The organism is Vibrio sp. 1-1(7) (assembly GCF_013048485.1).
GTDB classification, from domain to species: domain Bacteria; phylum Pseudomonadota; class Gammaproteobacteria; order Enterobacterales; family Vibrionaceae; genus Vibrio; species Vibrio fujianensis.
In genome coordinates this window covers 1,266,754-1,282,221 of sequence record NZ_VHSP01000001.1, presented here as the reverse complement: position 1 = coordinate 1,282,221, position 15,468 = coordinate 1,266,754, and the positions used below count along the sequence as shown (strand labels likewise).

The 15,468-nt window shown below is 44.6% G+C and carries 15 protein-coding genes; 9 read left to right on the top strand and 6 right to left on the bottom strand.

The genetic code is table 11. The features are described 5' to 3' along the window. Nucleotide 1 precedes the first annotated feature (1 nt). From FKN05_RS05910 to tadA, 6 genes are all read left to right on the top strand, one after another. Nucleotides 2-514 (top strand): GspH/FimT family pseudopilin, encoded by a 513-nt coding sequence (locus FKN05_RS05910; RefSeq protein ID WP_099611984.1) that lies wholly within the window; start codon nucleotides 2-4, stop codon nucleotides 512-514. Then, a complete protein-coding gene (locus tag FKN05_RS05905) occupies nucleotides 495-1,100 on the top strand; it encodes a pilus assembly protein PilW (RefSeq protein ID WP_170887078.1) in 606 nt (201 codons plus the stop codon). Before FKN05_RS05910 ends, FKN05_RS05905 begins: the two co-directional genes overlap by 20 nt. Beyond that, entirely contained in the window at nucleotides 1,097-2,416 is a 1,320-nt protein-coding gene (locus FKN05_RS05900) for a hypothetical protein (RefSeq protein WP_161427165.1), read from the top strand. Before FKN05_RS05905 ends, FKN05_RS05900 begins: the two co-directional genes overlap by 4 nt. Beyond that, nucleotides 2,406-2,819, top strand: a complete 414-nt coding sequence (locus tag FKN05_RS05895; RefSeq protein WP_099611986.1) for a type IV pilus modification PilV family protein — start codon at nucleotides 2,406-2,408, stop codon at nucleotides 2,817-2,819. The genes FKN05_RS05900 and FKN05_RS05895 overlap by 11 nt, the downstream gene beginning before the upstream one ends. Before the next feature lie 324 nt (nucleotides 2,820-3,143). Continuing rightward, nucleotides 3,144-4,703 (top strand): AbgT family transporter, encoded by a 1,560-nt coding sequence (locus FKN05_RS05890; RefSeq protein WP_170887077.1) that lies wholly within the window; start codon nucleotides 3,144-3,146, stop codon nucleotides 4,701-4,703. Nucleotides 4,704-5,002: 299 nt separating this feature from the next. Further along, entirely contained in the window at nucleotides 5,003-5,536 is a 534-nt protein-coding gene (tadA, locus tag FKN05_RS05885; protein WP_161427990.1) for a tRNA adenosine(34) deaminase TadA, read from the top strand. Nucleotides 5,537-5,571: 35 nt separating this feature from the next. Here tadA and FKN05_RS16760 read toward each other — a convergent pair whose 3' ends face one another. Further along, nucleotides 5,572-5,703: a hypothetical protein gene (locus FKN05_RS16760; RefSeq protein ID WP_272870130.1), complete on the bottom strand. Its 132-nt coding sequence runs from the start codon at nucleotides 5,701-5,703 to the stop codon at nucleotides 5,572-5,574. Between the two features lie 317 nt (nucleotides 5,704-6,020). After that, nucleotides 6,021-7,556, bottom strand: a complete 1,536-nt coding sequence (gene mltF, locus FKN05_RS05880; protein WP_170887076.1) for a membrane-bound lytic murein transglycosylase MltF — start codon at nucleotides 7,554-7,556, stop codon at nucleotides 6,021-6,023. A gap of 306 nt (nucleotides 7,557-7,862) precedes the next feature. Between mltF and purL the strand changes: the two genes are divergently transcribed. After that, nucleotides 7,863-11,756 (top strand): phosphoribosylformylglycinamidine synthase, encoded by a 3,894-nt coding sequence (gene purL, locus FKN05_RS05875; RefSeq protein ID WP_170887075.1) that lies wholly within the window; start codon nucleotides 7,863-7,865, stop codon nucleotides 11,754-11,756. 36 nt (nucleotides 11,757-11,792) lie between these two features. Here the strand turns inward: purL and FKN05_RS05870 are convergent, their stop codons facing one another. The 4 genes from FKN05_RS05870 to tsaA form a co-directional block, all read right to left on the bottom strand. Beyond that, on the bottom strand, nucleotides 11,793-11,984 hold the full coding sequence (locus tag FKN05_RS05870; RefSeq protein WP_161427992.1) for a DUF4250 domain-containing protein: 192 nt from the start codon (nucleotides 11,982-11,984) through the stop codon (nucleotides 11,793-11,795). Between the two features lie 2 nt (nucleotides 11,985-11,986). Beyond that, complete coding sequence (locus FKN05_RS05865; protein WP_099611991.1) at nucleotides 11,987-12,190, bottom strand: YaeP family protein; 204 nt, start codon at nucleotides 12,188-12,190, stop codon at nucleotides 11,987-11,989. A gap of 216 nt (nucleotides 12,191-12,406) precedes the next feature. Next, a complete protein-coding gene (locus FKN05_RS05860) occupies nucleotides 12,407-14,122 on the bottom strand; it encodes a proline--tRNA ligase (protein WP_170887074.1) in 1,716 nt (571 codons plus the stop codon). A 93-nt stretch (nucleotides 14,123-14,215) separates the two neighbouring features. Further along, entirely contained in the window at nucleotides 14,216-14,911 is a 696-nt protein-coding gene (gene tsaA, locus FKN05_RS05855; RefSeq protein WP_161427994.1) for a tRNA (N6-threonylcarbamoyladenosine(37)-N6)-methyltransferase TrmO, read from the bottom strand. 131 nt (nucleotides 14,912-15,042) lie between these two features. On the opposite strand from tsaA, the gene FKN05_RS05850 reads away from it, so the two are divergent. After that, nucleotides 15,043-15,291 carry a type B 50S ribosomal protein L31 gene (locus FKN05_RS05850; protein WP_170887073.1) on the top strand — a complete coding sequence of 83 codons (249 nt, stop codon included), beginning with the start codon at nucleotides 15,043-15,045 and terminating at the stop codon, nucleotides 15,289-15,291. 9 nt (nucleotides 15,292-15,300) lie between these two features. After that, entirely contained in the window at nucleotides 15,301-15,426 is a 126-nt protein-coding gene (ykgO, locus tag FKN05_RS05845) for a type B 50S ribosomal protein L36 (RefSeq protein ID WP_040904587.1), read from the top strand. The last annotated feature ends 42 nt before the right edge of the window (nucleotides 15,427-15,468 follow it).

Sequence of the window (15,468 nt, the reverse complement as noted above, 5' to 3'; positions counted from 1 at the left end):
AATGGTTCGCGGCTTCACCTTATTAGAACTACTGATAACGGTCAGTGTACTGGCCGTTATGCTTACGTTTTCCGCACCGAATTTTACCAATATAAATCAGCAGACCAAGATGGTTACGTTAGCTGATGAGTTACACGGTTTTTTTATTCAAGCAAAATCGGAAGCGGTGTTTCGCGGGCAAGATTTATGGGTTCATATTGAAGGGATGCCATCTACCACTGGAGAGTGGCGGTTGATACTCTCTTCTTCTTCGGTTTTACCTCCAGCAAACTCACCGGAGATCATTGCGGTATTATCGGGTGAGCGTTATCGAAACCTGTTTATAGACAACACCGATTCGATTAATTCAGTGAAATTTGACTATGTTATGGGTAATCCGGTTCAGGCTGGCAGTCTCACATTGAAAAAGCATTTTCAAGATAGTGATGGCATTAAAGTCATTATTCATAATCGAGCAGGGCGTATCAAAGTGTGTAGTCTCTCTGGGGAAAACTATGGCTTTACTAAGTGTTAAACCAAAGCAGTCAGGAAGCAGTTTGATTGAATTTATGATTGCAGGGCTGGTGGGGGCGATCGCTTTAGGAATGATAGGAAGTCTGTTTTTATCCAATCAACGAGCCTCGCTACAACGCAGTAAAGAGATTATGCTGCTACAACAAATGAGTGTGGTGCTACACCAGATGAAAAGTGATGTAATGCGCGCAGGGTACGATCATTTGGATACCCATTCACTGAAACTTTCTGGTGCGGTTGGCCTTTTTATTACAGAACCGGAACTCGTCGGTTATGCCTATCAACATCCGGCAGCGGTTAGCGCTAGTGTCAGTAATACGGTGTATCGTTTAGATAAAAATAACCTGAAATATTGTCAAAAAAGTAGTACAGCCCCCTTGCCTGCAACTTCAGCGGCAACCGGGTGTTTTAATTTGTTTGATCCCAAGCAGATTAAAGTGACTCAATTTTCGGTGCAACATGATCTTGTCGCAGGAGAAAGCACTCAAAGTGGCATGCTTTCAATCGTTTTAGCTGCCTCTTTGGTGAAAGCACCATCAGTGTCTCAACAGATGAGCTTACGTTTGATGCAGAGGAATTGGCAATGAACAGTCGCTTTCAGCAGGGGGTTGCCACCTTACTGATTACCTCGGTACTACTTGCGGTGGCTTTAGTACTTACTTTAGGTTCATATAAAACGCTGTTTTATCAAATTAAGCGAGCTCAGAATGAAGTGAAAGCTCGTCAACAATATTGGGTGGCTGAAGGTGGGCTAGAGTGCATTTTTAGCTTAACCAAACTGACGCAATCTTTACCTGATGCTAGTCAATATAGTGAGTGTAATGCATTAGGCCCAATAACATTTAGCTATACACAGCCAACGTTTAAGCAGCAACGCGTGACAGCACAATACGGTTTTAGTCATGTTCATAAAACTCTGACTTATCCGGCTGCCGCTTCTGGTGTATTGAGAGCCACCTCAAACTTGTATTTTTCTGGTGGCTTATCCATGTTGGCGGATCCCGGAGCCCATTTAGAGGGCGATAAGTGGGCTTGTACTATGTTGCGGTATAGTCGGGATTTTGTCGTGCATGGTACGGTACAAAATAAAGGATTAAGTGACGCTCATCCGCCTTATGCTGGTTTTCCCCGAGGTCAATATTGTGATTCAGATTATCTCACCAGTACCAGTGCTAATTACGCGATGCCCAGTAACTTAAAAAAAGATTTTATTAAAGATGTCAATCAGACCCCTTTTGAGGATTTATTTGGTGAAATGCGACAAGATTGGTTCAAAATCATGTCCGATAGCCACTTTAGTAAAATCTCAGCGAGCAATTTAGTTGATAGCAGTGGCAAAATGCTATTTACCCAACAAAGCTTGCCCTCTTCAGCGGTGGTTCCTGATTGTGGGAGCAAAATTAAGAACAAGATTATTGCTGGGCAAGACCTCATTTGGGTTTATGGCAGTTGTCATTTGGGAGAAAGTGATTTAACGGCTATTGGTCAGGCGATCAATTCAGCGAGTGGCTTAGATGGCATTATTTTAGTCGTGCATAATGGACTGCTCTCGACCCATGGCGCTTTAACGTTTAAAGGAATGATCTACCACTTTATTTCGAATGCCACCGACGGAACGCCAGAGTTTATCCCCACCAGTACACTATGGAACAGCTTTAATCCAACGCAAGCCGATCTATTAAAAGCGTCGACCGCATCATTGGCGAATATTTCGTTGAATAATACGGCTTATTTTCAAAATGGCGCTTTTTATCCTACGGGGGGGTATGTGATGGATGCCCCTGACACTTATGCCGTATTTAACTCTGCGATGGATTTTTTGTTTAACCGAGACGCAATTGATACGCCACTGCGTAAGATTCGTCAGTTTAAATGGGTACAGGGATCGTGGTATGCGCAATAAACAGTTTGGATTTAGCTTAATTGAAGTGATGATTTCATTTGTTTTGATTGGCGTTGGAGCCTTGGGGCTAGTTAAACTACAAGCCTATATTGAGCAAAGAGCGGATTTTGCCATGCACAGTATTCAGGCGCTTAATCTCGCAGAGCAAAAACTAGAATGGTTTCGTACCCGTGGTGCATTAAGTGTCTCCTCCGCACTTCCTGTGGCTAACTATACCGATGATCTAGTCACTGGGGAAGATAGTAGTCACCCTATTTATACGCTTCATTGGGATGTTCCTTCCGTGACATTATCCGGCTCGCTGAAAACCATCGTGATACAAGCTTCTTGGTTTGATCGCCATGGCCAAGTTCAACAAATTGAATTGAAAACCATGCTTTCTCAATACAGTGAATTTGATTAGTTTTTTCGTTTATAAGGCGGTTAAAGTCATCGTTAAATGCAGCCGATGTAAATTTTTGTGGCCCAGTTATCGGTTTGTACCAGATATTGAGATGAGCTGTGTTTTGTTTGTTGCTATATTGTGTCGTTAATTTGAAATGTGTCTCTGGATGTTTCTGTTCAATTGAAATTTTATGCTTATCTATAGGTTATTTTATAGAATATATCCATGCGTGATCTGCTATAAATCGTCTCAATGATAGGCAAATAAGAGACAATCATCATTCAAAGCCAACAAAGCATCCATAATAAGGCTCACAATCACAACATCTATTAGGATTTATTCATGAGTAACCAAGCCGTAAATTTATCACCATCAGGTAAATCTAGCCGGATTGATGGTTTTTTAAATATTATCGAGCGGGTCGGGAATAAAATTCCCGACCCTGCTATTTTATTCTTTTGGGCATTGATCATCGTCTGGCTCTCTTCTGCTTTACTCTCCCATATTGATTTTGATCTGATAAACCCTAGAACGGGAGAAGCACTAAAAGTCACCAATCTATTGACAGGAACAGCGCTGGCAAGTTTTTTGGCCAATATGGTTAGTACGTTTACCAGCTTTGCCCCATTAGGTATTGTTCTTGTGGCCATGCTTGGTGTTGGGGTGGCTGATTCATCTGGTTTTATTACCACCGGATTGAAAAAAATGCTCAACATTACCCCAGCCAGATTATTGACTCCAATGTTGATCTTAGTTGCCATTGTCTCTCATACTGCCGCGGATGCTGGATATGTATTGGTGATTCCATTGGGAGGGATCATATTCCATGCTGCAGGCCGACACCCTTTAGCTGGTATTGCCGCTGCATTTGCCGGAGTATCGGGTGGTTTCTCTGCTAATTTTATTCCCTCAGGGATTGATCCACTTTTAGCTGGTTTTACTCAAACCTCAGCACAAATTCTTGATCAAACCTATCAAGTGAATCCTTTAGCAAATATCTTTTTTACTGGGTTATCTTCTATTCTGATTGTCGCAATTGGTTGGTATGTCACAGAAAAAATTATTGAACCACGACTGAATCAGGTACCTGTCGATGAGGATGCAGAAACGGCTCCTGATTTAGGATCGTTTTCTGCTATTGAATCAAAAGCTTTTCGTTATGCTGGTGGTGCGATGTTACTAGGAATTGCGCTACTGGTGGCCGCATTGTGGCCAGAGACATCGGCATTACGTTCACGAGAAGGCGAGTTGACCGCTTTTTCTGCGCCCATTATGAAATCAATTGTGCCGCTGATTTTTATACTCTTTATTATTCCAGGTGTTGTTTATGGACGAGTCACTGGGAATTTTCGTACCAGTAATGATGTTATTAAAGCCATGTCCTCGACCATGTCGACGATGGGCGCGTATATTGTGATGGCTTTCTTCTGTGCGCAATTTTTATCTGCGTTTAGTCATTCGAATATCGGAACCATGCTCGCTTTATATGGGGCTGAAGGGCTAAAAGCGTTAAACCTTCCTGGGCAAGCAACGATCGTTGGGATGATTTTATTAACAGCGATAGTGAACCTATTAGTTGGGTCTGCATCAGCTAAATGGGCATTGATTGGACCGATTCTCGTTCCGATGTTGATGGCGGTAGGTATTTCACCTGAGCTGTCTCAAGCGGCCTACCGTGTGGGTGATTCAGTTTCGAATATTATCTCACCTCTGATGGTGTTCTTCCCTCTGGTGGTTGTTTATTGCCAGCGTTATGTGAAAGGGACGGGTATTGGTACATTGGCCTCATTGATGATGCCATACTCGATAGCGATGCTAGTTGGTTGGTCTATTTTCCTACTTGTGTACTGGGCATTAGGTATACCACTGGGGATTCAGGCTCCGTATACCTATTCGCTGTAAATAAACATAAAGAGCCCGTAGATACGGGCTCTTTATGGCAAGGATAACGAAGAGATATCCATCCACTTGGAATCAACTGCAGTTTTTGGTGGCGTTCGTTCACCACCCATCACAGTATGTCTATGCCCACGAACTGACTCTTTTGCCTCTGATCTGCCATCCCTCGTTATTAGATATATACCCTTCCTACTTGCCGCCTACCTGTAACGCCAAGTTGTTTGGGTATCGCCTCACTTTTATCACCTTAACCAATCAATCTGCTCGCGGTATAATCTCGCTAAACCAATCATGAGGTACGTATGATAGAAATAACAGAGCCTTTTACTCAACAAGATGAAATCTTTATGCGCAGAGCGTTGCAGTTAGCAGCGCAGGCCGAGTCAGAAGGAGAGGTACCTGTTGGTGCTGTATTAGTTAAAAATGGGGAAATTATTGCCGAAGGTTGGAACCGCTCGATTAGCCATCACGATGCGACAGGGCACGCCGAAATTCAAGTCATTCGTCAAGCTGGAAAGGTTTTACAAAATTATCGCTTAGCGGAGACAACCTTATATGTCACGTTAGAACCTTGCCCGATGTGCGCTGGAGCGCTATTACATAGCCGAGTGAAGCGAATTGTCTATGGTGCGCCTGATTTAAAAGCAGGTGCGGCTGGTACGGTGCTCGACCTTTTTGCCAGCCAAGCGGCGTACCATTATGCCACTATTGAAAAAGGGTTATTGGAAGATGAATGCCGTGACCAACTGCAGGCCTTTTTCAAACGGCGAAGAAAAGAGATTAAAGCCAACAAACAGCAACAAACAGATCGGGAAAAAACTAAATCGAGTGGGTAAGCAAACACCTATGTTATAGATGTTTGCTTTTGACGTTAATCGATTAATTGAACAAATGCTCGATGGCGAGCTAATACTTTTTTCTTTGTATTGGCCAGCATGCGTCGACGACGGTTAGCTGATACCGCTTTATTAAAGAGCTTTGATTGACGTTTACGTCGTAGCATAAAACGCCTCCTACTGCAGATATAAGAACAACCTTACTTAGACATCTCTGTCTTTTATCATGTAATACCAAGGTGAATGGTTTGACGTTGTGTCTGTAAGGAACCAAAAATAAAAGTTTATCAACCTTTTGTTACCGTTGATTTTCACTGGTTTTTTATTTTTTACAAGCGACAAGGGTCACACTATGGTTCAACATCTCATTTGAATAGATATGATTTCGAACGATAAAAATCAAGGGAGTAGAGCGTGATTTTTGACCGTTATGGCGCTGAAATTTACTTTGAGAGCGACATCCGCGGTTGATTTCTCGCAGGCTTTAGTCCTGATCGGTTTCAGGGCTCTGGGCCTCGCTATTTGTTTGATCAGCTTGAGCCTCACTATCTATCGACTCTTCTGTAACCGTAATGACCAGTAAATCTTCCGTTCCGGTCTCTAATTCAGTATTAGGATGCGGTTCCAGATGGCCAATAATACTTTGATAGTAGCGACGAATATTTTCTACATAAGTACGAGCTTCATCGCCACGCGCATAGCCGTAGCGCGTTTGAGTGAAATATTTTTTTTGACGTAAGAGGGGTAGGCGATCTTTGACATCGGCCCAAGCATCCGGAGAACCACCTTGTTGTTTGGTTAATCGGCGTGCATCCATCATGTGCCCATAGCCAACATTATAGGAAGCGAGCGCAAACCAAATCTTTTCATGCTGCGGTATACTATCTGGGATTCTCGCAACCATTCGTCGTAAGTATTCAACACCACCGCGAACCGATTGCTCAGGATTGAGTCGATTGGTTACCCCGACACTGCGTGCTGTGGGTAGTGTGAGCATCATCATTCCTCTCACTCCTGTCGGTGATTTGGCGCTTGGGTTCCAATGTGATTCTTGATAGGCCACGGCAGCAATCAATCGCCAGTCAAATTCTTCTGAATATTTTTGAAATAAGGGTATCCATTTAGGTAGGCGAGTGTCTAAAGCTCGAATAAACGCTCGAGTATCAACGTAATCGAAATTACCCACATGACCGATATACTTCTCCTCTAGTGAAGCGAGTGCACCGGATTGTTTTAATGTACCAAAAAACTCAATCACTAATGCATAGAGACTTTCATCATCAGAGCGACGCATAAACCAAGAAATAGGCTGATCTTCCGTCATTTCAAAAGCGGTCGCAATATCTGGATAAATGCGCTGTGATAGCGATATCTCCACTGAGTCAGCCATGGTAAAGAGTAACTCACCTTTAGAGACTTGTTTGAGAAGCTCACTGACATCGGCATTATTGTCGATTTGATATTTAAAATCAGGCTGTGATGCTTTAATCGCCGCTAAGGTACTGGTGAAGTGAGTATCATTGACAATTTTAAAAATGGGTTGCTGACTATTTTGTGCCAGCAGTTCATCTTGTTTGGCTAATAATTGGTTAATGTTGCGAGGACGCCATTGGCCCGGTTTATATACCACTTGCTGAGACACATAGTAGTAAGCAGGCCCGGCGCGGTACTCTTTTAAACGAGATTCCGATTGGCTTAATCCTGCTGCGATAATATCAATCTCACCATTTTTAAGGGCGGGGAAGAGGCTAGAAAGCCGGTAGGCCGGTTTCATTTCTAACCGAACCCCTAATTCACGGGCAAACTCACGCGCCAGTTCATAATCAAGCCCTGATGGGCCTTCAGGGCCAATATAGTAAGATAATTGATTATTGAGCGTGCCAACCCGGAGAACACCGCGAGCGCGAATTTGCTCCAATTCACTTTGAGGATCAGAGTCAATTTGACAACCCGCCATCAAGAGTGTGAGGCAAATAAGCCATAAGTTGCGACCAAAAGACGCGCCAGGGAATACAGTCATTAATTTGAGATCTCTTACATCAATTACTGCCTTTATACCAAACCCCAGCGTCAAGGCAAAGTTTAGACGTTATTCTTTGCGTGATGAACAGATGAGAGTGTTTGAAATGCGCCATCATGCAAATTTAACAAAAAATGACGCAAACGGTTGCTTTTGGTGTTACGTCACAAAAAGAAATCCTTTATAATGCCCACGCAATGACGAGGTGACACTGGCATAGGTTTTATTAAACACCACTAACGTATTGTAATTAATTGAATTTATGCCAATTTCATCTTAATCACTTGTATATAGAGACCTAAGCACATGAGAATTTTGCGTGGCTCCCCGGCGCTTTCTGAGTTTCGAGTTCAAAAATTGCTTGAAACATGTCGTGAACAAACCCTACCAGTGACTGGCATCTATGCTGAGTTTATGCATTTTGCTGATCTAAAAGCAGAGTTAGAGGCTTCTGATCTGAGTAAACTAGAGAAGCTCCTAACTTACGGTCCCACTATTCAAGAGCACCAACCGCAAGGTTTACTACTGCTGGTTACTCCTCGTCCTGGGACGATCTCACCTTGGTCTTCTAAAGCAACTGATATTGCCCATAACTGTGGTTTAACTCAAGTCAAACGGCTTGAGCGAGGAACCGCTTATTATATTACCAGTGAAGAGCCTTTGTCGGAGTCGCAACGGACAAAACTCGCTGCGCTTATTCATGACAGAATGATGGAAACGGTATTTACCGAACTGGATGCCGCAGCAGCTCTATTTCGTGTGGCTGAACCCGCCCCCATGTCTCAAGTCGATATTTTGACGGGAGGCCGCACTGCACTTGAAGAAGCAAACGTTTTCCTTGGGCTGGCGTTAGCGGAAGATGAAATAGATTATCTGGTTGAAAGCTTTATTAAGTTAGGGCGTAATCCTAATGATATTGAGCTAATGATGTTTGCTCAGGCTAATTCAGAGCATTGCCGCCATAAAATTTTTAATGCCGATTGGACCATTGACGGGGTTGAGCAGCCCAAATCACTGTTCAAGATGATTAAAAATACCTTCGAAGTGACGCCAGATCATGTGCTGTCTGCTTATAAAGATAACGCAGCAGTGATGACGGGTTCAAAAGTGGGTCGCTTTTTTCCGGATCCCAATTCTCGTCAGTATGGTTACCACCATGAAGATGCGCATATCTTAATGAAGGTTGAAACCCATAATCATCCAACCGCTATTTCACCTTGGCCGGGAGCGGCTACTGGATCTGGTGGTGAAATTCGTGACGAAGGCGCAACCGGCATTGGTGGTAAGCCGAAAGCTGGGTTGGTGGGTTTTACCGTTTCTAACTTACGTATTCCTGGGTTTGTTCAACCATGGGAGAGTGATTTTGGTAAGCCAAGCCGAATTGTTTCGGCATTAGACATTATGCTAGAAGGCCCTCTGGGGGGCGCAGCATTTAATAACGAATTTGGTCGTCCGAACTTATTAGGGTACTTCCGTACTTATGAAGAGAAAGTTACCTCGCATGCCGGGGAAGAGGTGCGAGGTTATCATAAGCCGATCATGATCGCAGGGGGGATGGGAAATATTCGAGCGGAGCATGTACAGAAAAAAACGATCCCCGTCGGTGCTAAATTAATTGTGTTAGGTGGCCCAGCGATGAATATCGGCCTTGGTGGTGGTGCAGCCTCATCCATGGCTTCCGGTCAATCAGCAGAAGATCTCGATTTTGCTTCAGTTCAACGTGAAAACCCAGAAATGGAGCGTCGTTGCCAAGAGGTGATCGACCGCTGCTGGCAAATGGGCGAGGCTAACCCTATCGCCTTTATCCATGATGTCGGTGCTGGTGGCATTTCAAATGCACTGCCTGAATTAGTTAATGATGGCGATCGTGGTGGAGTCTTCCAATTGCGTGATGTACCGAATGATGAACCCGGCATGAGCCCACTGGAAATCTGGTGTAATGAGTCACAAGAGCGCTATGTGATGGCGGTGTCTCCTGAAAATATGCCGGTGTTTGATGCGATATGCCGACGTGAACGTGCTCCTTATGCCGTGGTCGGTGAGGCCACTGAAACGCGTCATTTGACGCTGGAAGATAGCCATTTTGATAACACGCCGATTGATATGCCCATGGATATTTTATTGGGTAAACCACCGAAAATGTACCGTGATGCGGTAACTCAGAAGGTCATCAGTCCTACACTTGATCGCCGTGGTATTGAAGTAAATGAAGCACTGGATCGCGTACTGCGTTTACCTGCCGTAGCGGAAAAAACCTTCTTGATTACCATTGGTGACCGTTCGGTAACCGGTTTGGTCGCTCGGGACCAAATGGTCGGGCCATGGCAAATTCCTGTGGCAAACTGCGCGGTAACCGCAGCCAGTTTTGATACTTATCATGGTGAAGCGATGTCGATGGGTGAACGCACTCCCGTTGCTTTGCTCGATTTTGCCGCTTCGGCACGTTTAGCGGTCGGAGAATCACTCACCAATATTGCGGCGACCGATATCGGGGATATTAAACACATTAAACTCTCGGCTAACTGGATGTCGCCAGCGGGTCACCCCGGTGAAGATGCTGGTCTTTATCAAGCGGTTAAAGCGGTAGGCGAAGAGCTGTGTCCTGCGCTGGGATTAACCATCCCGGTTGGTAAAGATTCCATGTCGATGAAGACCAAGTGGCAAGAACATGGTGAGCCAAAAGAGGTGACCTCACCCCTTTCATTGATCATCACCGCTTTTGCTCGTGTTGACGATGTGCGCAATACCGTGACACCGCAATTGAGAACTGATCAAGGTGACAGTTGCTTGCTGCTGATTGACTTAGGTCATGGTCAAAATCGCCTTGGAGCAACTGCATTAGCGCAAGTTTATAAGCAACTGGGTGATAAACCTGCTGATGTGGATAATGCTGAGCAGCTCAAAGGATTTTTCGATGCGATGCAAACCCTCGTTCGTACCCAGCAATTGCTGGCTTATCATGATAAAGGGGATGGCGGTTTAGTGGTGACGCTAGCCGAAATGGCCTTTGCAGGGCATTGCGGCATCACCGCCAATATTGAAACCTTGGGTGATGATGCGCTTGCGGCGTTATTCAATGAGGAGCTAGGCGCGGTTATCCAAGTCAAACATGATGGACTGGATGATGTGCTTTCTGTTCTGGCTGGGCATGGATTAGCCGACTGCTCACACGTGATTGGTGCCGTTGAATGTTCTGATAAGTTTGTGATTAACCAAGGTACTCAAACCTTGATTGAGCGTTCTCGAACTGAATTACGGACCATCTGGGCAGAAACGACGCATAAGATGCAAGCGCTGCGTGATAACCCTGCTTGTGCTGAGCAAGAATTTGTCGCTAAACAAGAGAATAATGACCCCGGTTTGAATGTCTCGCTCTCTTTTGATGTGAAGCAAGACGTTGCAGCACCTTATATTGCGCAAGGGATAAAACCTAAAATGGCCATTTTGCGTGAGCAAGGGGTTAACTCTCATGTTGAAATGGCGGCGGCCTTTGATCGCGCTGGCTTCCATGCCATTGATGTACATATGAGTGATATTTTAACAGGCCAAGCGGTATTGGATGAGTATCAAGGTCTGGTGGCTTGTGGTGGCTTCTCTTATGGCGACGTGCTAGGGGCCGGTGAAGGCTGGGCAAAATCGGTGTTGTTCAATACACAAGCGCGTGATCAGTTTGAAGGGTTCTTTAATCGTCAAGATACTTTCTCACTCGGGGTGTGTAATGGGTGTCAGATGCTCTCTAACTTAAAAGAGTTAATTCCCGGTGCCGATTTATGGCCACGGTTTGTGCGTAATGAATCAGAACGGTTTGAAGCTCGCTTTAGCTTAGTGGAAGTACAAAAATCCAATTCATTATTCTTTGCGGATATGGCGGGCTCTCGCATGCCGATTGCGGTTTCTCATGGTGAAGGTCGAGTGGAAGTTCGTGATGATGCGCATTTAGTCGCTATTGAACAGTCAGGTACGATTGCGATACGTTTTGTCGATAATTTCGGTCAGCCAACCCAGCAGTATCCGAATAATCCGAACGGTTCACCGAATGCGATTACTGGCTTAACCACTCAAGATGGTCGCGTCACGATTATGATGCCACACCCAGAGCGAGTGTTCCGCACTGTTGCCAACTCATGGCACCCCGATAATTGGGGGGAAAATGGTGCTTGGATGCGAATGTTCCAAAATGCCCGTAAATATTTAGGGTAATGAATGAGGGCCTAGGTTTCTAGGCCTTTTCTTTTGTTAGCGAAATTGTCCAGCGTCAGGTAAAAATTCAAAGCCAGCACTGGCTAAACGCGCTTCGAGCTTTGTGCGGTCAATATCAAAATAAGCCACAAGCTTATCCAAATCTCCCTCAAATTCATCACGCAATTTCATGTTGACAATACTCATCAACATAATGGGATCCATACTGGCAAAGTTATTGAGATTCATTTTTAGTCCTCAAAATCAGAAATCAGTAGGTTTGCCGCTGCGAATGCGGCTTTTTCTCGGGTCTCTTTCGGTAAAGAGGTATCGGCTGCAACTTCATTGAGTGCTCGAATAGCGCAGGAAATGGCTTGTGGGATATAGGCTTGATCGCCACTGCCAATCTGTGCGTAGAGTTCGCGCACTAAGTCACAACAAGCGTAAACTTGCATGGTTTGTTCCTATTTTTATCAATGATAACTGTTCTCGATAATACACAGAGAGCAACAGAAATACAAAACTCTCACCTTGCGTTGGCACAACGTAATGACAGGATGAGCGGGCTATAAGCCGCCTCTGTTCTTTTATCGAGAGGAAAGTAGGGTAAATGGTTAAAGATAAATAAAAAGGCTGCGACAAAGCAGCCTTTAGGAGTAACCACAAGGAAATTAAACCAATTGTGCTTGAATAAAGCTGACAATATTGGCCATCGGCACGGCGGATTTTTCTCCACTACGACGATGTTTATATTCAAAGTTACCTTCATCCATACTGCGATCACCAATAATGATCGTGTGAGGAATACCAATTAGCTCCATATCTGAGAACATCACACCTGGGCGTTCTTTACGATCGTCAAACAGAACATCAATACCGGCTGCAGTTAGTTCAGCGTATAATTTTTCTGCTGCTGCTTGAACGCGTTCAGATTTGTGCATATTCATTGGTACGATGGCCACTTGGAAAGGAGCAATGGCGTCAGGCCAGATGATGCCGTATTTATCGTTGTTTTGCTCGATAGCCGAAGCCACCACACGTGAGACACCAATACCGTAACATCCCATCTCTAAAATCGTGTGTTTACCATTGGAGTCGAGTACACCACAGTTCATTTTCTCAGAATAGTTGGTACCCAGTTGGAAGATATGACCGACTTCGATACCTCGCTTAAGCTGTAAAGTTCCTTTTCCACATGGGCTCGGATCGCCTTCCACGACATTACGCAAATCTTTCACTTTACCTAGCTCAACATCACGGCCCCAGTTGATACCAAAGTAGTGTTTTCCATCAATGTTTGCGCCAGCAGCAAAATCACTCATCACCGCGACACTACGATCGACGATAAAGGGTAATTCAAGGCCAACAGGACCAAGCGAACCAGGGCCTGCACCAATCAGAGCGCGGATTTCTTCTTCATTTGCCATTTCAAGCGGTGAAGCCACTTCAGGAAGATTTTCTGCTTTAATTTCGTTCAGTTCATGATCGCCACGAATGATCAGGGCAATAATAGGTGCTTCAATGTCATCAGACGCTTTCACAAACAGCGTTTTAACGGTTTTTTCGATAGGCAGGCCGTGTTGCTCAACCAATTCTGCTATGGTTTTTGCATTCGGCGTGTCAACCAGTGTCATCGTTTGAGTTGGCGCAGCACGTTCAACTGCTGGGGCAACGGCTTCTGCTTTTTCAATGTTTGCTGCGTAATCTGACTCGGTCGAAAAGGCAATAATATCTTCGCCGCTTTCTGCCAGTACGTGGAATTCATGTGAACCATTACCACCGATAGCGCCGGTATCGGCTAATACTGGACGGTAATCAAGCCCCATGCGATCAAATGCTTTACAGTAAGCTTGGTGCATGGCTTGGTAAGATTTTTCTAATCCGGCTTTGTCGATGTCGAAGCTGTAAGCATCCATCATACAAAATTCACGAGCACGCATGACACCAAAACGAGGGCGGCGTTCATCACGAAATTTAGTCTGGATCTGATATAAGTTGAGAGGCAGCTGTTTATAAGAGCTCACCTCATTACGCACCAAGTTAGTGATTACTTCCTCAGCCGTTGGGCTAAGTACAAACGGACGAACATGGCGGTCAGTAAAGCGAAGTAGCTCGGGGCCCATTTTTTCTGAGCGACCAGTTTCTTCCCATAGCTCAAAGGGTTGAACTACGGGCATCAGGGTTTCAATAGCACCGGCATTGTCGATCTCTTGGCGAACAATATTTTCGACTTTACGCAAGACGCGCAGACCTGTAGGTAGCCAAGTATAAAGACCTGAAGCTAGCTTACGGATCATACCTGCACGTAGCATGAGCTGATGGCTCACAACTTCTGCGTCGTTTGGAGTCTCCTTCAGAGTAGAAAGAAGATATTTACTGGTACGCATTTAGGTATCCGTTCATTAAAAGTTTAAAGGGTTACCACCGTGTGGGTGATAAAAAATACATGAGTCGCTAATAATATCAGTCAAACGCTCATGTCAAAAGCGTTCTATGGCTGTGACTGTCACTAACTGCTCATTAACGGTGAATTTTACGTTAAGGTCGTACAAATTTACCGCATATTCTCGTGGATCAGGACGATTTTTCTTATAAGCCGGGCGGGGATCTTGAGCTAACACTTCGGCAATCACCGATTGTTGAACTTGTCCTTGCGGTAACTTTTGTAGCGTTGTCAGGGCTGATGAGCTAAATCGCACTTCGCTACGGTTTGGTTCATCTTCTGCGTAACCGCCTGTTGCATCTGGGATTGAATCGGAATAGGGCAGATAGGGCTTAATATCGATAATGGGTGTGCCGTTAACCAGATCGACACTACCGAGTTGTAAGTATATTTGCTCGCCCTCTTTTTCTACCCCTTGTAGCGTAACGGCGGACATGCCAATTCCATTAGGACGAAAGGTGGAGCGAGAAGCCAGTACGCCGATGCGTTCATTGCCACCTAAACGAGGGGGGCGCACGGTGGGTTTCCAGCCTGCAGAAAGATTTTTATCAAATAAGAACAGTAACCAGAGGTGGCTAAATTGTTCAATCCCTCTGATGGCTTCAAAGCAATTTAGCTCGCCAAGTAATTTGACTCGAGCTGTCGCACTGGGAACCAGACGAGGCTGGCGCGGAACGGCAAATTTTTCTTGGTAAGGACTTTCTATTATTGCGATGGGATCAAGGTTGTACATTATCGTGATATTCGGCAAAAAACAGAGCCAACAAAATATCACAGTCTTAAGCATAAATCGCTTGCAAAATATATGATAATGATTCCTAATTGTATTGTTATAACATAACAACTTTTTTTGGAGGGGTAACTATGAAACAAGGGATTCATCCCGAATATCGGCCTGTGGTATTCCACGATACAAGCGTTGATCACTATTTTGTAATTGGTTCGACTTTGAAAACGGATAAGACCATCGAATTTGAAGGAGAAATCTATCCTTATTTTACGATTGAAGTGTCATCACAGTCACATCCATTTTACACCGGCAAACAGAGAGTCATTCAAAAAGAAGGACGCGTTGCCAACTTCAATCGTCGATTTGCTCGTTTTAGTGAATAAGGAAAAAAAGTGAAAGTATTAAGTTCGTTAAAGAGTGCAAAATTACGTCATCCGGATTGTCAAATAGTCAAAAGACGGGGGCGCTTGTACGTGATTTGTAAAACTAATCCGCGTTTTAAAGCGGTGCAGCGATAGAGGGGCATGCGGATAAAATCGCCGTATTATTATCCGCTGAGC

Bases quoted from the DNA above. Each gene is read 5' to 3' on its own strand.
- FKN05_RS05910 (WP_099611984.1), top strand. From the start codon at position 2: ATGGTTCGCGGCTTCACCTTATTAGAACTACTGATAACGGTCAGTGTA.
- FKN05_RS05870 (WP_161427992.1), bottom strand. From the start codon at position 11,984: ATGAATCTCAATAACTTTGCCAGTATGGATCCCATTATGTTGATGAGT.
- FKN05_RS05890 (WP_170887077.1), top strand. From the start codon at position 3,144: ATGAGTAACCAAGCCGTAAATTTATCACCATCAGGTAAATCTAGCCGG.
- tsaA (WP_161427994.1), bottom strand. From the start codon at position 14,911: ATGTACAACCTTGATCCCATCGCAATAATAGAAAGTCCTTACCAAGAA.
- purL (WP_170887075.1), top strand. From the start codon at position 7,863: ATGAGAATTTTGCGTGGCTCCCCGGCGCTTTCTGAGTTTCGAGTTCAA.
- FKN05_RS05895 (WP_099611986.1), top strand. From the start codon at position 2,406: ATGCGCAATAAACAGTTTGGATTTAGCTTAATTGAAGTGATGATTTCA.
- FKN05_RS05860 (WP_170887074.1), bottom strand. From the start codon at position 14,122: ATGCGTACCAGTAAATATCTTCTTTCTACTCTGAAGGAGACTCCAAAC.
- FKN05_RS05905 (WP_170887078.1), top strand. From the start codon at position 495: ATGGCTTTACTAAGTGTTAAACCAAAGCAGTCAGGAAGCAGTTTGATT.
- FKN05_RS16760 (WP_272870130.1), bottom strand. From the start codon at position 5,703: ATGCTACGACGTAAACGTCAATCAAAGCTCTTTAATAAAGCGGTATCA.
- FKN05_RS05900 (WP_161427165.1), top strand. From the start codon at position 1,097: ATGAACAGTCGCTTTCAGCAGGGGGTTGCCACCTTACTGATTACCTCG.
- tadA (WP_161427990.1), top strand. From the start codon at position 5,003: ATGATAGAAATAACAGAGCCTTTTACTCAACAAGATGAAATCTTTATG.
- FKN05_RS05865 (WP_099611991.1), bottom strand. From the start codon at position 12,190: ATGCAAGTTTACGCTTGTTGTGACTTAGTGCGCGAACTCTACGCACAG.
- mltF (WP_170887076.1), bottom strand. From the start codon at position 7,556: ATGACTGTATTCCCTGGCGCGTCTTTTGGTCGCAACTTATGGCTTATT.
- FKN05_RS05850 (WP_170887073.1), top strand. From the start codon at position 15,043: ATGAAACAAGGGATTCATCCCGAATATCGGCCTGTGGTATTCCACGAT.